Raw genomic sequence first — 17017 nt, 5'->3', positions numbered from 1 at the left:
ACGCAGAGTCAACATCGAGTCCCTGCAGGGTGTTCAACGAGTGACGACGCCCGGTGTTGCTCCGCCGGTCCGGTGATCGTGGGAGCACCGTCGTCCTCGTCCTCGGTCGTGCGGCCCCGTACCGCGGGCTGGGCCCGGCGACCGAACGGCACAGGGGCGGCCGGCCGGTGAGCGTCGCCCGGGGGTGGGGAGGGAACGGGCCGAAAGCGGACAGGGCCCGAGTCGGCGAGGGGATGACGCCGACCGGCCGGGGCGCACCCGTCGCGCGGGGGCGCGTGTCACCGGGCGGGGCGTGTCACGCCGGACACACGGACGTGCCAGGATGGACGGCGTGTCTCGCCCAGATCCTCGTCAGGCGGCCCAGCGTGCGGCGATGTCCTCGGCCATGGCCGGGGCGGTCGACCTCTCCGGGCTGAAGGCCCGTGCCGATGCGGCGAATCGTCCCGCCCCGTCCGGCGGTGCGGCGGGTGGTCCACCCGCGACCGGCGGGGGCGAGGGCTCCTGGGTCGTCGACGCGACCGAGCAGGGCTTCCAGAACGAGGTCCTCGAGCCGTCGCTGCAGGTCCCGGTCGTCGTCGAGCTGTGGGCCAGCCGCTACCCGCGCGAGGAGCAGCTGTCGGCCGAGCTGGAGCGGCTCGCCTCGACCGGCGGCGGCGCCTGGCGCCTGGCCCGGGTCGACATCGACACCCAGCCCCGGGTCGCCCAGGCCTTCGGCGTGCAGCAGGTCCCGATGCTGGTCGTGCTCGTCGGCGGTCAGCCGGTCGACGCGGTCAACGGCGCGATCCCCGAGGACCGGGTGGCCGAATGGGTGACGTCCCTGCTCGACGCGCTGCGCGACCGGATGCCGGCCATCGCCGAGGGTGAGCGCCGGGCGGCCGCAGCCGGTTCGGACGAGCCCGTCGAGGAGCCCGAGGACCCGCGCTTCACCGCAGCCGAGGACGCCCTGGAACAGGGTGACTACGCCGCCGCCGAGGCCGCCTACACCGCGATCCTCGACTCCGAGCCCGCCAACGAGCAGGCGAAGGCGGCGCTGGCGCAGGTCCGCTTCCTCGCCCGGGCCGAGCAGGCCGACCCGTCGTCGATCGAGCGGGCCGACGCCGCGCCCGACGACCTCGACGCCCAGCTCGCCGCGGCCGACGCCGAGCTGGCCGCCGACCGGGTCGAGGCCGCCTTCACCCGGCTGGTCGGCACCGTCGCCCGGACCGGGGGCGAGGACCGTGACCGGGCCCGCGGGCACCTCGTCGGGCTCTTCGAGCTCTTCCCGGCCGACGACCCGCGGGTCGCCACGGCCCGGCGCGCCCTCGCCCGCGCCCTGTTCTGAGCCGGACCCCGCCCCGATGACCCACCGGCCGCCGGTGGTCCGCCCGCGGACCCCGCGGCCGCCGGATCCGGTGCCCACGAGGACCGGGGCCGCATCGGCCGCGGCCGGTCAGCGGGACACGCGGTGACCGCGGACCTCCGGTCGGGCCCCGGCGCGGCGGACCCCGTGCGGACGGGGTGGACCGGGCGGACGGCGCGGCGGGCGCGCGCGGCGGGCGACGCCGTGCACCGCCTCGCCCGGCCGGTGGCGCCGATCGTCGCCGTCGCCGCGCTCGTGGCCGCTGCACTGCTGGTCCTGCTGGGCGGCCCGCCGTTGCTGCGCTGGATCCCGGCGACCGACATCGCGCGGATGCACGTCGACTTCGACACCTTCCGGGCCTCGGCGCACGCGCTGGTCCAGCACGGCCCGGGCAGCGCCGCGATCTACGACACCGGCGCCCGCCTGCACAACCTCAACCCGCCGCTGCTGTCGGTGCTGCTCGCGCCGCTGGCCCTGCTCGACCCGGTCACCGGCTACCGGCTGCTGACGGCCCTGTCGGTGCTGCTCGTCGTAGGGTCGGTGCTGCTGGTCTGCCGGGAGCTGCGGCTGGGCCGCCGCTGGACGACCGGCGCGCTCGTGGTGGTGCTGGCGTCGTCGCCGTTGCACGGGACGCTGCTGCTGGGCCAGATCTACCCGCTGCTGCTGGCCGGGCTGACCGCGGGCTGGGTCGCCGAACGGCGCGGGCACCCGGTGCTGGCCGCCGCCTGCTACGGCGTGACGGTCGCCCTCAAGCCCTCGCTCGCGCCGGTGCTGCTGCTCCCCGCCGTGCAGGCCCGGTGGCGGCCGTTCGCGGCCGGGATCGCCGCCGCGGCGGTCGCGACGCTCGTCGGCGTCGCCGTCGCCGGGTGGCCGACGGCGTTCCAGTGGCTGGCGATGGCGCTGGCCGAGCCGGTCGGCCCCACCCCGGACAACGCGTCGCTCCCGGGCCAGGCGTTGCGTTGGGGGATCCCGACCGTCGTCGGGGCCCTCGTGGGCGCGGCGGTCGCGGCCGGCACGCTCGTCCACCTCGGGCGGCGTACCCGCCGGCACGGAGTCGGCCCGGCCGTGGGCACCGACCCGGGCGGGACGGCGCTGTTCGCGGTGCTCGCCACCGGTCTGCTGGCCGCGCCGATCGCGTGGCACAACTACCTGCTGCTGCTCGTGCCCGGGCTGCTGGCGCTCGTCGCGTCCGGGGAGGCGGGGGACACCCGCCGCCGGGTCGTCGTCGCGATCGGGTGTCTCGCCGTCGTCCCGGTGAGCTGGTCGGACCTGTGGGCCGACGGCGGCTGGGCGACCCCGCTCGGGCGGGCGCTCTACACGGCGGTGCTCCTGGTGACCTGGTGGTCACTGCTGCGTCCGGCGACCGGACCGGTCCCCGGCGGGTCCTTCCGCTCTGCGGAAGAATCGGCCCGCGCACCGGCCTGACGGTCCAGACTCCGCGCCACCCGAGACGCAAGGAGGCTCCCGGATGGCGCAGACGTCACGGCCCGACCCCGCCCGCGGACCCACCACCGCCCCCGGCGCTGTCCGCCACGGGGGCTGGGTGGCCCCACTGTGCTGGGCGGCGGTGGCGCTCGAGGGCTTCGACCTGGTGGTGCTCGGCGTCGTGCTGCCGTCGCTGCTGGAGGAGCCCGCCTGGGGCCTGACCCCGGCGACGGCGTCGCTGGTGTCCACCGCCGGGCTGCTCGGTGTGATGGCCGGCGCCCTCTCCGCGGGCCCGCTCGCCGACCTCGTCGGACGGCGCCGGGCGATGCTGGCGACCGTCGTCGCGTTCTCCGTGCTGACGCTGCTGTGCGCGGTCGCGACCGGCCCGTGGACGTTCGGCGCACTGCGCTTCCTGGCCGGGCTCGGCCTGGGCGGGGTGCTGCCGGTGGCGCTGGCGATGGTGAACGAGCACAGCGGACCCGGGCGCGGCGGCAGCGCGACCACGACCCTGATGACCGGCTACCACGTCGGAGCCGTCGCGACCTCGCTGCTCGGGATCCTGGTCATCCCGGTCTGGGGCTGGCGGCCCATGTTCGTGCTCGGTGCGCTCCCGGCGATCGTGCTGGTCCCGCTGCTGGCCCGGTACCTGCCGGACACGCTGCCCGCCGAGGCCCGCGCGACGGCCGCACCGGCCGGGCCACGGTCGCGCAACCCGGTCGCCCAGCTCGTCCGCGACGGCTACCTGCGCTCATCGGTCGCGTTCTGGGTCGCCTCGTTCATGGGGCTGCTGCTGGTGTACGGCCTCAACACCTGGCTGCCGCAGATCATGCGGGTAGCCGGGTACGGGCTCGACGCGGCGCTGGCCCAGCTGCTCGTGCTGAACGTCGGCGCGATCGTCGGTCTGCTCGTCGCGGGCCGGGTCGCCGACCGGATCGGGCTGCGCACGGCGACGGTCGGCTGGTTCGTCGCGGGCTCGGTCTTCCTGGCGCTGCTCGCGGTGCCGCTGCCCGGCGGCGGGATCTACGTGAGCGTCCTGCTCGCGGGCGTGTTCGTGTTCAGCTCGCAGGTGCTGGTCTACGCGTTCGTCAGCCGGCACTACCCGGACCACGCGCGGGCCTCGGCGCTCGGGGCGGCCAGCGGGATCGGCCGGCTCGGCGCGATCTGCGGGCCCCTCCTCGGCGGTGTGCTGCTCACCGCGGGCCTCGCCTACCCGTGGGGCTTCTTCGCGTTCGGGGCGGTCGCCGCGCTGGGGGCCCTGGCGGTACTGGCCGTACCCGGCGACCGGCGCGTGACGGGGTGAGCCGATGGCGCGCGTCTGGATGGGCCCCGACGACGAGCCGTCGCGCAGGCCACCGGTCGACGGCGACCGTCCGCCTGCCCGCGACCGGCCCGGCGAGGGGCCGGACCGGTCGCACGGCGGAGATCAGTCGCCCGCGGTGGTCCCGGTGTCCGACGCACCCGTCCCGGAGCTCCCGTTGACGAACGTCCCGGTGCGCACCGCCCGGACACCGACGGTGCCGGGTGCGGGCGCGACCGAGGTGGACACCTGACCGGCGTCCGGGACGTCACCGGAGTCGTCCGGCCCCGGGTCGACGAGGTCGGCCGGGTCCGCCGGGGCGGCGGAGACCCGCAGGTCGTCGTCCGGGGTCACCGGCGCCTCGACGTCGGTGTCCTCCGGCTCGTCGGGCAGCGCGGCGGCCGGCAGCGGCGGCGGGACCGTCGCGGCCGGGGCCGCCTCCTGCGCCGGGGCGGACAGCACCGGGCCGCCGGTCTCCTCCGGCACCAGCCACAGCACACCCGACGGCGGGAGCCGCAGCACCGCCGAGGCGGGCTGGCCGTGCCACATGACCTGCTCGCCCCTGACCCGCCCGAGGTTGCCCACCCCGGACCCGCCGTAGGCCGACGCGTCGGTGTTGACGACCTCGGTCCAGTTCCCGGCGAACGGCAGCCCCACCCGGTAGTCCTCGCGGGGGGAGCCGGAGAAGTTCGCGACGCAGGCCAGCACGGTGGCGCGGCCCTCGGCGTCGACGCCGTGGCGCAGGAACGAGAACACGTTGCCCTGCGCGTCGTTGGCGTCGATCCAGCCGAAGCCGTCCGGGGTGGTGTCGCGCGACCACAGTGCGGACTGCGCGCGGTAGGTCCGGTTCAGGTCCCCGACGAGGGTGGTGATCCCGCCGTGCAGCGGGTCGTCGCTCTGCAGGTGCCAGTCCAGCGACCGCTGCTCGGACCACTCGCGCGGTTGCCCGAACTCGCCGCCCATGAACAGCAGCTGCTTGCCCGGGTGCGCCCACATGTAGGCCAGCAGTGCGCGGACCCCGGCGGCCTTGTTCCAGTCGTCACCGGGCATCCGGGTCCACAGCGACCCCTTGCCGTGCACGACCTCGTCGTGGCTGATCGGCAGCACGTAGTTCTCGCTGAACGCGTACATCAGCGAGAAGGTCATCTGGTTGTGGTGGTAGCTGCGATGGATGGGGTCGCGCCCGGTGTAGTCGAGCGTGTCGTGCATCCAGCCCATGTTCCACTTGAGCCCGAACCCGAGACCGCCCATGTAGGTGGGCCGGGTGACGCCCGGCCAGGCGGTGGACTCCTCGGCGATCGTGACGACTCCCGGGTGCTCCCGGTAGACCGTCGCGTTCATCTCCTGCAGGAACGCCACCGCGTCGAGGTTCTCCCGGCCGCCGTGGACGTTGGGCAGCCACTGGCCGTCGGCACGGGAGTAGTCCAGGTAGAGCATCGAGGCGACCGCGTCGACGCGCAGGCCGTCGATGTGGAACGACTCGAGCCAGTACAGCGCGTTCGCGACGAGGAAGTTGCGCACCTCGTTGCGGCCGAAGTCGAACACGAGCGTGCCCCAGTCGGGCTGCTCGCCGCGGCGCGGGTCGGCGTGCTCGTAGCAGGCCGTGCCGTCGAAGCGGGCCAGCGCCCACTCGTCGCGCGGGAAGTGCGCGGGCACCCAGTCGACGATCACGCCGTAGCCCGCGCGGTGCAGCCGGTCGACGAAGTACCGGAAGTCGTCGGGCGTGCCGAACCGCGAGGTCGGGGCGAAGTACGAGGTCACCTGGTAGCCCCAGGACCCGCCGAACGGGTGCTCGGCCACCGGAAGCAGCTCGACGTGGGTGAACCCGGTGGTGTCCAGGTAGGCCACCAGCCGCTCGGCGATCTCGCGGTAGTCCAGCCCCGGCACCCAGGAACCGAGGTGCATCTCGTAGACGCTCATCGGTTCCGCGTGCGGTCGGCGCTGCGCGCGGTCGGCCATCCACGCGTCGTCGGTCCACTCGTGGACGTCGCGGGTCACGACCGACGCCGTCTGCGGCGGGATCTCGGTGGCGAAGGCCATCGGGTCGGCCTTGTCCCGCCACCGGCCGTCGGGGCCCAGGATGCGGAACTTGTAGCGGTCGCCGACGCCGACGCCGGGCAGGAACACCTCCCAGACCCCGGAGCTGCCCAGCGAGCGCATCGGCAGCGTCCAGCCGGCCCAGCCGTCGAAGTCACCGGTGACCCGCACACCGCGGGCGTTCGGCGCCCAGACGGCGAAGCTGGTCCCGGCGACCGGGCCGGAGGGGGTGTCGTAGTCCCGGACGTGTGCGCCGAGGACGTCCCACAGGCGTTCGTGCCGTCCCTCGCCGATGAGGTGCAGGTCCATGTCGCCGAGCGTCGGCAGCCAGCGGTACGGGTCGTCGACCGTCTGCTCGGTCGTGCCGCCGGCGCCGTCGCCGTAGGTCACGAGCAGCCGGTAGTCGCCGCCGGAGCCGGGGACGAGGCCGGAGAACAGTCCGGCGTCGTGCACCCTGGTCAGCTCGCAGGCCTGCGCGCGGTCACCGTTGGGCAGCACCGTCACCGAGACGGCGTGCGGCCGCAGGACACGGACCACGGTGCCGTCGACGTGCGGATGCGCGCCGAGCACCGAGTGGGGGTCGTGGTGGGCACCGCCCAGGAGCCGGTCGGTCGTCGCCTGGTCCGGTGCGTACGCATCGGTCTCGGAGCGGGTCGCTCGGGTCTCCTCGGAGGTCACTGCGGAACCGTACTGCGGGTGACGAACGCCCGCCGCGCGCGGTCGCACAGTGTTGCCGGATCGCAGTCGAGCGTGAGCGGGGGCGCGTCATCCCCGCCCGCGCCGGCGCCGGTGACGGGCCAGCGCCCGTTCCAGGACCGCCTGCAGCGCGCCGGCGGCGCCGTCCCAGGTCTGCTCGGCGGCCCGGGCGCGCACCGCGTCGGAGCGCTGCGTCCACGTCGTGTCCAGCGCGCGCACGGCGGCGGCGAACCCGGCGTCGTCGCCCGGCGCGACGAACACCCCGGCGTCGCCCGCGACCTCGCGGAAGGCCGGGATGTCGGTGACGACGACGGGGCAGCCCCGCGCCATGGCCTCCAGCACCGGGAGCCCGAACCCCTCGTCGCGGGAGGCGGAGACCAGCGCGGTGGCGCCGTCGAGCAGGGCGCGGTAGTCGTCGTCGTCGACGCCGTCGTGGAACACCGGCCGGGCCGGCGCGGCGAGCCGCTCCAGCTCCGCGCGCACCCCGGGCGGGACGGGGGAGATCATGTGGAACTCGTGGCCGGGCAGCCGGGCCGCGGCCCGGGCCAGGGTCGCGACGTCCTTGTAGGGCATGAACGACCCGGCGTAGACGATCCGGTTCCCCGGCGGCCGGGACCGCGCCGGCGTGCCGGGCGGCAGGTGGAAGTCGGTGGCGTCCGGGACGACGGCGACCTCCCGGCGGGACAGCCGGTGCGCCGCGACCAGGCCCGCGGTCGCGCCGGACACGCATGCGACGGCGTCGGCGCCGGCCAGCAGCAGTCGCTGCGGCCACCACGACAGGTGGTAGGCCCGCCACACCGCCCGCACCGGCGCGGGCAGCCACGGCGGCGGCGCCGGGTGCCGGTAGTAGATGAGGTCGTGCACGGTGAGCACCACCGCGTAGCGGCGCCCGAGCGTGCCCATCGTCTGCATCGGGCTGAAGACGACCGCATCGGGTGACCCGGCGACGATCCGGTTCACCCGCCGCGCGACCAGCGGCTCCCCGGCCCCGGTCGGGGCGGGCAGGGTGTGCGCGGGCCGGTCGGGCAGCCCGTCGCGCTGGCGCGGGTCGGACACCAGCAGCTCCACCGGGGCGATCCGGTCCAGCGCGCGGACCAGCCCGGTGGTGTAGCGGCCGATGCCGTCCGGGCGTCCGGGACGGATGTAGCGGCAGTCGACGAGCACCCTCACCGCGCCACGAAACCCCGGATCTCGCGGGCCGCCCACGCGGGGGCCTCGTAGTGCAGGAGGTGGCCGGTGCGCGGCAGCAGGACCAGCCGGGCGTCGGCGAAGGCGGCGGCGAGCGCGTGCTGCCCGGCCGGTGGGGCGACCCGGTCGCGGGCCCCGGCGAGCAGCAGTGTCGGCACCGTGACCCGGGGCGCCCAGGGCCGCACCGAGCCGGAACCGGCGGCGCGGAGGCACTCCAGCAGCGACGCCGTCGTGGCGAAGGTGCCGAAGTGGGCGCGGTGCTCGTCGGAGATCCAGTGACGCAGCAGCGGGTCGCGGGTGGTGGTCATGGAGACGGTCGCGGCGTCGGCGAGCAGCCGGTGGCGCAGCAGGCCGTCGAGGCCGAGCCGGGCGGCACCGGAGTGCAGCAGCGCGGTGGCGGCCGTCCCGAGGCCGGTGACGCCGCCGGCGTCCGAGGCGGGCTCGGCGATCGGGTTGACCAGGACCAGCGCCCGCGGGGTGGTCGCGGCGGCGGCGCAGACGGCCGCGGCCACGATCGACCCGAACGAGTGCCCCAGCAGCACCGTGTCCGGGCCGAGGTCGGCGAGCAGCGCCGAGGCCCAGCGGGCGTAGCCGTCGACGTCGTGGGTGCGGTCGGTGAACGCCGGCGACGCCCCGAACCCGGGCAGGTCCGGCACGACGACGCGGTACCCGGCCAGTCGCGACGCCAGCGGCGCGAGCCCGTGGTGGCTGCCGCGCAGCCCGTGCAGCGCCAGCACCGGCGCCCCGTCCGGGTCCCCGAGGGTGTGCACGACGGTGGGCGCGCCGTCGACGACGTGCACGGGAGAGGCCACCGCGAGGGCGGGCGACGGCGTCGCGGTCACCGCCGGGTGTCCGCGTGCCGGCGGGCGCGGCGTGCCGAGCGGAACGCGCGCACCGGCACGACCGGGCGGGCCTTCGTCCGGTACAGCTCCTCGAAGGTGTCCACCGTGGTCGCCAGTGAGTGCTCGGAGGCGATCTGCAGGCTCGCTGCCCCCAGCTCGGCCGCGCCGTCGGGGTCGTCGAGCACCCGGGCCAGCCGGTCGGCGAGCGCGGCGACGTCGCCGTGGGGGTAGCGCCAGCCGTTCACCCCGGGGCGGGCCAGGTGCGGCAGCGCCCCCGCGTCGACGGCGACGACCGGCTTCCCGGTCGCCATCGCCTCCAGCGTCACCAGGCTCTGCAGCTCGGCGGTGCCGGCGTTCACGAACACGTCCAGGGCCGGGTAGACGTCGGGGATCTCGTCGTCGGTGAGCCGGCCGGTGAAGGTGACCGCGTGCTCCAGGTGCTCGGCGCGGACCAGGGCGCCCAGCCGGGCCCGCTCCTCGCCGTCGCCGACGACGACCAGCTGCGCGTCGGGCACGGCACCGGCACGCAGCAGCGCGGTGGCGCGGACCAGCTCGTCGACGTGCTTCTCCCGGTCCAGCCGCCCGACGAAGCCGACCAGCGGCACCCCCTCGGCGATGCCGTGCCGGGCGCGGAACGCGGGCCCGCGACCGGTGGTGTCGGGCCGGAAGCGGCCCAGGTCCAGGCCGTTGGACACGGGCAGCACCGGGCCGGGGACGCCGCCCTGCTCGGCCATCGACGCGGCCAGCGGGGTGGGTGCGGTGACCAGCCCGGCCCGGCTGAGCACGCGCACCGCGTCCCACCAGAACAGCTTCTTGAGCCCGGACTCCGGCAGGTGCAGGAAGCTGATCGCCGGGATGATGTTCTCCGGGATCATGTGCGTGGTCGCCATCGACGGGACGCCGAGGTCGGCGGCCGCGGTGAGCAGCATCCGGCCCAGCACCATGTGGCTCTGCACGTGCACGACGTCGGGCCGGACCCGGCGCAGGATCGCGCGGCAGGTCCGGCGCAGCCCGGGCGGCGGGCAGAGCCGGAAGTCCGGCGGCTTGGGGACGCGGCAGGAACGGACCCGGTGCTCGGTCACCGGCCCGACCCGGCGCGGCGGGAGGCTGCGCAGGCCGCGCGACGGTGCGACCACGTGCACCTCGTGCCCGCGGGCGGCGAGCTCGGCCGCCAGCCGCTGTCCGGCGTAGCTGGCCCCGTTGACGTCCGGTGCCCAGGTGTCGGCCCCGATCAGGACGCGCACACGTTCTCCTTCCGCGAGGTCCTGGCACGCACCCACAGCGCGCGCCCGGCCACGAGCACCAGGCCCACGCCCAGCCCCACCGCCACGATGATCCACGGCCGGTCGGCCAGCTCCGCGGCGAACCGGCCCCCGACCACCCAGCCGATCCCGACCAGCAGTGCCGAACGCACCGCCGTCAGCGGGACCACCCAGGCCACGAATCGCCGGTACGACACCCCGGCCAGGCCGATGGCCAGGAACGCGGGGATCGCGCCGACGTCCACCAGTTTCGCGCCCAGCACCAACCGGCCCGGACGGCCCCCCACCTTCGCGCGCAGTGTGTCCCAGCGACGCTCGGTCAGACCCAGCCGGACCAGCAGCGGAGCGATGGCCGGGCGGCGCCCGCCGCGGCCGAGGACGTAGAAGGCGGTGTCGGCGACGACGTCGGCGGCGAACGCCACCAGCCACACCACCCACCAGTCGAGCAGCCCGGCGCCCGCGAGTGAGCCGGCGACGACGCTGACGACCGGCCCCTCCACCAGCACACCGAGGAAGAGCACGGCCAGCGTCACGCCGAGCGTGGGCCCGTCGGGGCGCTGGACGAGGCCCAGGACGCCGTCCAGACCGTCCGCACCGAGCAGACCGGCCGGGGTCACGAGAGGTCCTCGGGCCGGGTGGGGGGTGGTCGTCTCACGGTGGGTGTCCTCCTGGTCGGGGAGGATTCCACGATCCCGCGCCGGGCCGCCCGGGGAGTCGGGCGTCGCCCCGGCGTCGTCGGCGGGAAGGTCCGGTGACCACCGGGTGTCGCCGACGGCCCGGACGTGCTAAGCGGTGCCGCGCGCGATCGCGGTGAGCGGGATCGGCAGCCAGGACGGACGGCTGCGGGTCTCGTAGAGCACCTGGTAGACGGCCTTGTCCAGCTCGTAAGCGCGCAGCAGCGCGGCGTGCACGCGCGGGTCCTCACCGGCGCGGGCGGCGTAGCCGGCGCAGAACGCGTCACGGTTCGCGGCCGACCAGTCGTGAGCGAGGCGTGCCTCGGTGGTGTCCGAACCGAGACCTGCCCCGGGCGTGTCGGACCGGGTCAGCAGGTGGTGGAAGGCGGCGTAGTCGAAGGAGAACAGCATCCCGACGACGTCGCGCACCGCGGAGTCCGGCGCGCGCCGCTCCTCGGGGGAGGCGGCCGGCTCGCCCTCGAAGTCGATGACCAGCCAACGCCCGTCCGGGCGGCGCAGCGTCTGCCCGAGGTGCAGATCGCCGTGCACCCGCTGCACGACGACGGGCGCGCCCAGCGCGGCCACCTCGTCGTAGACGGCGCAGATCGCGGGCACGTGCGGGGCGAGCACCGGCACCTGGTCGGCGACCTCGGCGCACCGCCGGGTCCAGTACGCCGCCAGCTCACGCGGGTCGGCCTCGGAGGTGCCGAGCTCGGCGCGCAGCGCGACGTGCACGTCGGCGAGCGCCTCACCGAGCGCGCGGGCGTCGCCGGTGAAGTCGGTCCGGTCGCGGACCGCCGCGGTGGCCCGCTCCCAGCCGTCGTGCGAGCCGGCCGCGAACTCCTGCAGCAGCGCGAAGGTGGCGGGCTCGCCGTCGAGGACACCCTCGATCCCGCCCTGCAGCGCCGCGACCGACGTCGACCCGGCCGCGCGCAGCGCCCGGTGCAGCTCCAGATCGGGGTTCAGACCGGGGGACAGGCGCCGGTAGACCTTGAGGATGGAGCGCTCGCCCCAGCGGACGGAGGTGTTGGACTGCTCGGCGTCGACGACGCGGCCGGTCTCGGTCAGCGGCAGGTCTGCGCCCGGCTCGGGCACGAACGACAGGTCATCGACGGTCGCGCCCTCGGCGATCAGCCGCAGCAGCAGCGCGGTGACGCGCCCGTCGTGCAGGCCGTCGTAGAGGACCTGCCCGTCGTGGTCGCCGATCGGGGCGGCCCCGGCCGGGGCGTGCGGGGCGCGGGCCAGGAGCAGCTGGTAGTGCCGGTCCGGACCGTCGGCGAAGGACACCGCGAGGATCAGCACCTCGAGCCCGGTGACACCCTCGGCGGCGGGCAGCGGGTGCCGTGACGCGACGGCGACGCCGGTCAGCGGACGCCCCTTCTCGGCGAACCAGCGACGCCCGGGCAGCCAGTCGCGCAACAGGCCCGGGAGCGCCGTCAGGTCCTCGGAAGCTCCGGTCGGCCGCACGCGTCGTCCCCCTCCTGCCGGGCGTCCGCCCGGCCTGTGAACACCACCGCGGACCGGTCGCGGCCACCGCCCGCACCACGTCGGGGTACCGGTCGGCGCCACCCGGGCCCGCAGGCGAAAACCCTAACCGGGACAGGCCGACCCGGCCGGGTCAGGAGGTCGGGTGGGCGGTACTGTCCGTGTCGGATCGACCACCCGTTGGTCACGGGCGGTGATCACGCCTCTGTCCGGCATCCCCGTGCCGGGAAACCCATACTGGACGCGGTGCCCGCGGGTACCCCGCGACGGTGCGCACGCGCCCGCGTGCGGATCGCCGTCGCAGGGCGCACCGTGGGCCGGACATGCCCAGAACCTGCCCTGACCTGCCCCCCACAGCGACCGGAGGACCGGCGGCGTGACCGAGCGAGAGCCGAAGGCCGACATCCCCCCGACGATCCCGGAGACCCAGGCCCGGATCGCACCGGCCGATCCGCTCGCCGCCGTCGAACCGGTGCCCGCCGAGGCCGAGCACGTCCCGGAGCCACCGGACGTGAACTTCGCCGAGTACTACCACGAGGCGCGTCCGCGCACGCTGCGTCACCGCGCCCGGGTGCGGTCCACGGTGCGGCGCCGGTCGGTGGCACAGGACGGCCCGGCATCGGGGGAGAACCCGGTCTACGTGTCGTGGCTGCTGTCCCAGTCGATGCTCGGCCACGCCGACGAGCTGGCCCGCCAGTTCTCCGGGCAGGGCTCGATGTGGCAGAACCCCTACGCCAGCCCCGGCCCGCGGCACGCGGTCGAGACGGCGTCGGTGTGGTTCACCGCCTACCCGATCTCGCTGATCACCGCCTCCGGTGAGTCGTTCCTGGCGGCGCTGGGCAACGAGGAGCTGTGGCAGGCGTTCGAGACGATCGGCATCGAGGGCGTCCACACCGGGCCGGTGAAGAAGGCGGGCGGACTCTCGGGCTGGCAGCCCACCCCGAGCGTCGACGGCCACTTCGACCGCATCTCCAACGAGCTCGACCCGGCCTTCGGCACCGAGGACGAGTTCCGCGCGATGTGCGCGACCGCCACCTGGCACGGCGGCACGATCATCGACGACATCGTCCCCGGCCACACCGGCAAGGGTCCGGACTTCCGGCTCGCCGAGCTCGCCTACGGCGACTATCCGGGCATCTACCACATGGTCGAGATCGAGCAGTCCGACTGGGGGATGCTGCCGGACGTGCCGCCGGGGAAGGACTCGGCCAACCTCGACGCCGCGACCGAGGAGGCCCTGGAGAAGGCGGGCTACATCGTCGGCCGGCTGCAGCGGGTCATCTTCTACCGCGAGGGCGTGAAGGAGACCAACTGGTCGGCGACCGGCGAGGTCACCGGCGTCGACGGCGTCGTGCGGCGCTGGGTGTACCTGCACTACTTCAAGGACGGCCAGCCGTCGGTCAACTGGCTGGACCCGACCTTCGCGGGCATGCGGATGGTCATCGGCGATGCCCTGCACTCGCTGGCCGACCTCGGCTCGGGTGCGCTGCGCCTGGACGCGAACGGCTTCCTCGGCGTGGAGAAGGCGGGCTCCGGGAACCCCGGCTGGTCCGAGGGGCACCCGTTGTCGGAGGCCGCGAACCACCTCATCGCGAGCATGGTGCGCAAGGTCGGCGGGTTCACCTTCCAGGAGCTGAACCTGACCGTCGACGACATCAAGGTCACCTCCGAGGCGGGCGCGGACCTGTCGTACGACTTCATCAACCGCCCCGCCTACCACCACGCGCTCGCGACCTCGGACACCGAGTTCCTGCGGCTGACCCTGCGCACCGCGCTGGATCTGGGCGTCGACCCGGCGTCGCTGGTGCACGCGCTGCAGAACCACGACGAGCTGACCTACGAGCTCGTGCACTGGACCGCGGGCCACACCGACGAGCTCTTCCACTTCCGCGGCGAGGACATGCGCGGCGGGGATCTGGCCGACACGATCCGCCGCGACCTGTGCGACGTCCTCACCGGACCGGACGCGCCCTACAACCTGATCTTCACGACGAACGGGATCGCCTGCACCACCGCGACCGTCATCGCCGCCTCGCTCGGCATCTCCGCGCTCGACGACATCGGCCCCGACGATGTCGAGCGCATCCGGCGGGTGCACCTGCTGCTGGTCATGTTCAACGCCTTCCAGCCCGGGGTGTTCGCGCTGTCGGGCTGGGACCTGCTCGGCATGCTGACGCTGCCGCCGGACTCGGTCTCGGACCTGCTGAACTCCGGGGACACCCGGTGGATCTCGCGGCCGGCGCACGATCTGATGGGGCACCGGCCGGACGCCGAGAGGTCCTCGTCGGGCATGCCCCGCGGGCGCAGCCTCTACGGGTCGCTGCCCGACCAGCTGACCGAGGAGACCAGCTTCGTCCGCCAGATGCAGGCGATCCTGGCCGTGCGCAAGCGCTCCGGGGTGGCGACGGCCCGCCAGGTCGACGTGCCGGACGTGTCGCACCGCGGCCTGCTGGTGATGGTGCACCTGCTCGACGACGACCGGACCAGCGTGACCGTCCTGAACTTCGCCGACGAGCAGGTGGACGCGTTCGTGCGGTCCGAGCACCTGGCGCCGGGAGCGACGGTCACCGACCTGTTCTCCGGCGAGACCGTCGGCACCGTCGACGACCTCAACGGGTTCCGGATCGGGATGGCCCCGTTCCGGGCGACCGCCGTGGTCCTGGAGCCCCCGGCGGACGACGCCGACGAGGACTGAGCGCCCACACCCGTCCGCCGCCGTCCACACCCGTCGCGACGGGTGTGGACGGCGGCGGACGGGGCGGGTCAGAGCAGCGGGGCCTGCGCGGGCAGCGTGATCACGTGCGCGACGTGGTCGGTCGGGACCAGCCGCACGAAGTTGTACTCGCCCCAGCGGTAGGTCTCGCCCGACACCTCGTCGTGCACCTCGACGACGTCGGTGTACCGCAGCCCCAGCGCCGGCATGTCCAGCTTGAGGGTGCCCTGCTGCGGCGCGTGCGAGTCCAGCGTGCACACCACGAGCACCTGGTCGCCGGTGGACGGGTCCACCTTGGAGAAGGCGATGATGTGCTCGTTGTCCACCTCGTGGAAGTGGATCTCGCGCAGCTGCTGCAGCGCCGGGTGCGCGCGGCGGATCTCGTTGAGCCGGGTCAGGTACGGCTCCAGCGAGCGCCCCTGGTTCAGGGCGGACTCGAAGTCCCGCGGCCGCAGCTCGTACTTCTCCGAGTCGAGGTACTCCTCGCTGCCCGGCTTGACCGGCGTGCCCTCGTAGAGCTCGAAGCCGGAGTAGACGCCCCAGGTCGGCGCCATCGTCGCGGCCAGGGTCGCCCGGATCGCGAACATCGCCGGGCCGCCGGTCTGCAGCGACTCGTGCAGGATGTCCGGGGTGTTGGTGAACAGGTTCGGACGGCACTCGTCGGCGTGCTCGGCGTGCATCGTCGCGAAGTCGGCGAGCTCCTCCTTCTCCGTCCGCCACGTGAAGTACGTGTAGGACTGGGTGAAGCCCAGCCGCGCGAGCCCGAACAGCCGGGCCGGGCGGGTGAACGCCTCGGCCAGGAACAGCACCTCCGGGTGGGTCCGCTTGACCTCCCAGATCAGCCAGTGCCAGAAGTTCGGCGGCTTGGTGTGCGGGTTGTCGACGCGGAAGATCGTCACCCCGTGCTCGACCCACTTCAGCACCACGCGCAGGCACTCGGCGTAGATGCCCGCCGGGTCGCGGTCGAAGTTCAGCGGGTAGATGTCCTGGTAGCGCTTCGGCGGGTTCTCCGCGTAGGCGATGGTGCCGTCCGGGCGGACGGTGAACCACTCCGGGTGCTCGGTGACCCACGGGTGGTCCGGGGCGCACTGCAGCGCCAGGTCGAGCGCGACCTCCATGCCCAGCTCGTTCGCCCGCGCGACGAACGCGTCGAAGTCGTCGAAGTCGCCCAGCTCGGGGTCGATCGCGTCGTGCCCGCCCGCGGCCGAGCCGATCGCCCACGGGGAACCGACGTCGCCCGGCTCGGCGTGGGTGGAGTTGTTGCGGCCCTTGCGGTGCACCGTGCCGACCGGGTGGATCGGCGGCAGGTAGACGACGTCGAAGCCCATCCGCGCGACGCGGTCGAGCTCCTTCGACGACGTCGCGAACGTGCCGTGCACCGGCCGGCCGGTCTCGTCCCGCCCGCCGGTGGAGCGCGGGAAGAACTCGTACCAGGAGCCGTAGAGCGCGCGGGGCCGGTCGACGAAGATCGTCCGCTCCGGGCCGCGGGTGATGAGCTCCCGGACCGGGCGCTCGGTCATGATCGCGACGACGGCGTCGAACAGGGCGGGGGCGACCCGCGCGCGCAGCGGCAGCGCGGTGTCCCGCAGCGTGTTCGCGGCACCGAGCAGCAGGTCGCGGCTGTCCTTCTCGGCCGGGCGACGCCCGACCCTGGCGAGCAGCCGGGCGCCGACCTCGAGGTCGTTGGCCAGCTCCTCGGCCGTCTGGCCCGCGGCGATCTTCTTCTCCACACCCGAGCGCCAGGTCGCCCACGGGTCGCTCCACGCGTCGACGCGGAAGGTCCAGCGACCCTCGGCGTCGGGGCGGACCCAGGCCACGAAGCGGTCGGTGCCCACCCCGTCGGGCTGCATCCGCACGTACTGCGCGTCGCCCGGCGTCCCGTCGGCCGACAGCGGGGTGAACACGACGTTCGCCGCGACGGCGTCGTGTCCCTCCCGCCACACGGTCGCCCGGATCGGGACGACCTCGCCGACCACGGCCTTGGCCGGGTCTCCGCTCTCCACGAACGGGGTCACGTCGTCGATTCCGAGCCGACCGGTCATCGGCTGCACCCCCAGGA

At 74.7% G+C, this 17017-nt stretch carries 11 protein-coding genes; 4 read left to right on the top strand and 7 right to left on the bottom strand.

Annotation, left to right across the window (positions count from 1 at the left end):
• Nucleotides 1-373: 373 nt before the first annotated feature.
• The 3 genes from ATL51_RS11110 (at nucleotide 374) to ATL51_RS11100 (ending at nucleotide 4064) form a co-directional block, all read left to right on the top strand.
• The gene (locus tag ATL51_RS11110) at nucleotides 374-1321 is read left to right on the top strand and encodes a tetratricopeptide repeat protein (protein WP_301548992.1); all 948 of its coding nucleotides are present in this window, start codon (nucleotides 374-376) and stop codon (nucleotides 1319-1321) included.
• A gap of 123 nt (nucleotides 1322-1444) precedes the next feature.
• Nucleotides 1445-2764, top strand: a complete 1320-nt coding sequence (locus tag ATL51_RS11105; RefSeq protein ID WP_100878574.1) for a glycosyltransferase family 87 protein — start codon at nucleotides 1445-1447, stop codon at nucleotides 2762-2764.
• Between the two features lie 43 nt (nucleotides 2765-2807).
• Nucleotides 2808-4064 carry an MFS transporter gene (locus tag ATL51_RS11100; protein ID WP_100878573.1) on the top strand — a complete coding sequence of 419 codons (1257 nt, stop codon included), beginning with the start codon at nucleotides 2808-2810 and terminating at the stop codon, nucleotides 4062-4064.
• A 123-nt stretch (nucleotides 4065-4187) separates the two neighbouring features.
• On the opposite strand, the gene glgB is transcribed toward ATL51_RS11100, so the two are convergent.
• The 6 genes from glgB to ATL51_RS11070 all read right to left on the bottom strand — a co-directional run bounded on the left by glgB (nucleotide 4188) and on the right by ATL51_RS11070 (nucleotide 12227).
• A complete protein-coding gene (gene glgB / locus ATL51_RS11095; protein WP_100878572.1) occupies nucleotides 4188-6776 on the bottom strand; it encodes a 1,4-alpha-glucan branching protein GlgB in 2589 nt (862 codons plus the stop codon).
• An 87-nt stretch (nucleotides 6777-6863) separates the two neighbouring features.
• Nucleotides 6864-7964: a glycosyltransferase family 4 protein gene (locus ATL51_RS11090; protein ID WP_100878571.1), complete on the bottom strand. Its 1101-nt coding sequence runs from the start codon at nucleotides 7962-7964 to the stop codon at nucleotides 6864-6866.
• Nucleotides 7961-8824, bottom strand: a complete 864-nt coding sequence (locus tag ATL51_RS11085; protein ID WP_157818317.1) for an alpha/beta fold hydrolase — start codon at nucleotides 8822-8824, stop codon at nucleotides 7961-7963. Before ATL51_RS11085 ends, ATL51_RS11090 begins: the two co-directional genes overlap by 4 nt.
• On the bottom strand, nucleotides 8821-10068 hold the full coding sequence (locus ATL51_RS11080; RefSeq protein ID WP_161151909.1) for a glycosyltransferase: 1248 nt from the start codon (nucleotides 10066-10068) through the stop codon (nucleotides 8821-8823). Before ATL51_RS11080 ends, ATL51_RS11085 begins: the two co-directional genes overlap by 4 nt.
• Nucleotides 10056-10703, bottom strand: coding sequence for a DedA family protein (locus ATL51_RS11075; RefSeq protein WP_100878570.1), 648 nt, complete (start codon nucleotides 10701-10703; stop codon nucleotides 10056-10058). The genes ATL51_RS11080 and ATL51_RS11075 overlap by 13 nt, the downstream gene beginning before the upstream one ends.
• Before the next feature lie 168 nt (nucleotides 10704-10871).
• Nucleotides 10872-12227: a maltokinase N-terminal cap-like domain-containing protein gene (locus tag ATL51_RS11070; protein WP_100878569.1), complete on the bottom strand. Its 1356-nt coding sequence runs from the start codon at nucleotides 12225-12227 to the stop codon at nucleotides 10872-10874.
• A gap of 394 nt (nucleotides 12228-12621) precedes the next feature.
• Here ATL51_RS11070 and treS point away from each other — a divergent pair, with 394 nt between their 5' ends.
• Nucleotides 12622-14940 carry a maltose alpha-D-glucosyltransferase gene (gene treS, locus ATL51_RS11065; RefSeq protein WP_301548991.1) on the top strand — a complete coding sequence of 773 codons (2319 nt, stop codon included), beginning with the start codon at nucleotides 12622-12624 and terminating at the stop codon, nucleotides 14938-14940.
• A 68-nt stretch (nucleotides 14941-15008) separates the two neighbouring features.
• On the opposite strand, the gene ATL51_RS11060 is transcribed toward treS, so the two are convergent.
• Nucleotides 15009-17000, bottom strand: a complete 1992-nt coding sequence (locus tag ATL51_RS11060) for an alpha-1,4-glucan--maltose-1-phosphate maltosyltransferase (RefSeq protein ID WP_073578589.1) — start codon at nucleotides 16998-17000, stop codon at nucleotides 15009-15011.
• Nucleotides 17001-17017 lie beyond the last annotated feature (17 nt).

This window comes from Pseudonocardia alni (assembly GCF_002813375.1).
Lineage (GTDB): Bacteria > Actinomycetota > Actinomycetes > Mycobacteriales > Pseudonocardiaceae > Pseudonocardia > Pseudonocardia alni.
Note: the sequence above shows the minus strand (reverse complement) of the source record. Positions and strands in the feature narration are given on the sequence as shown.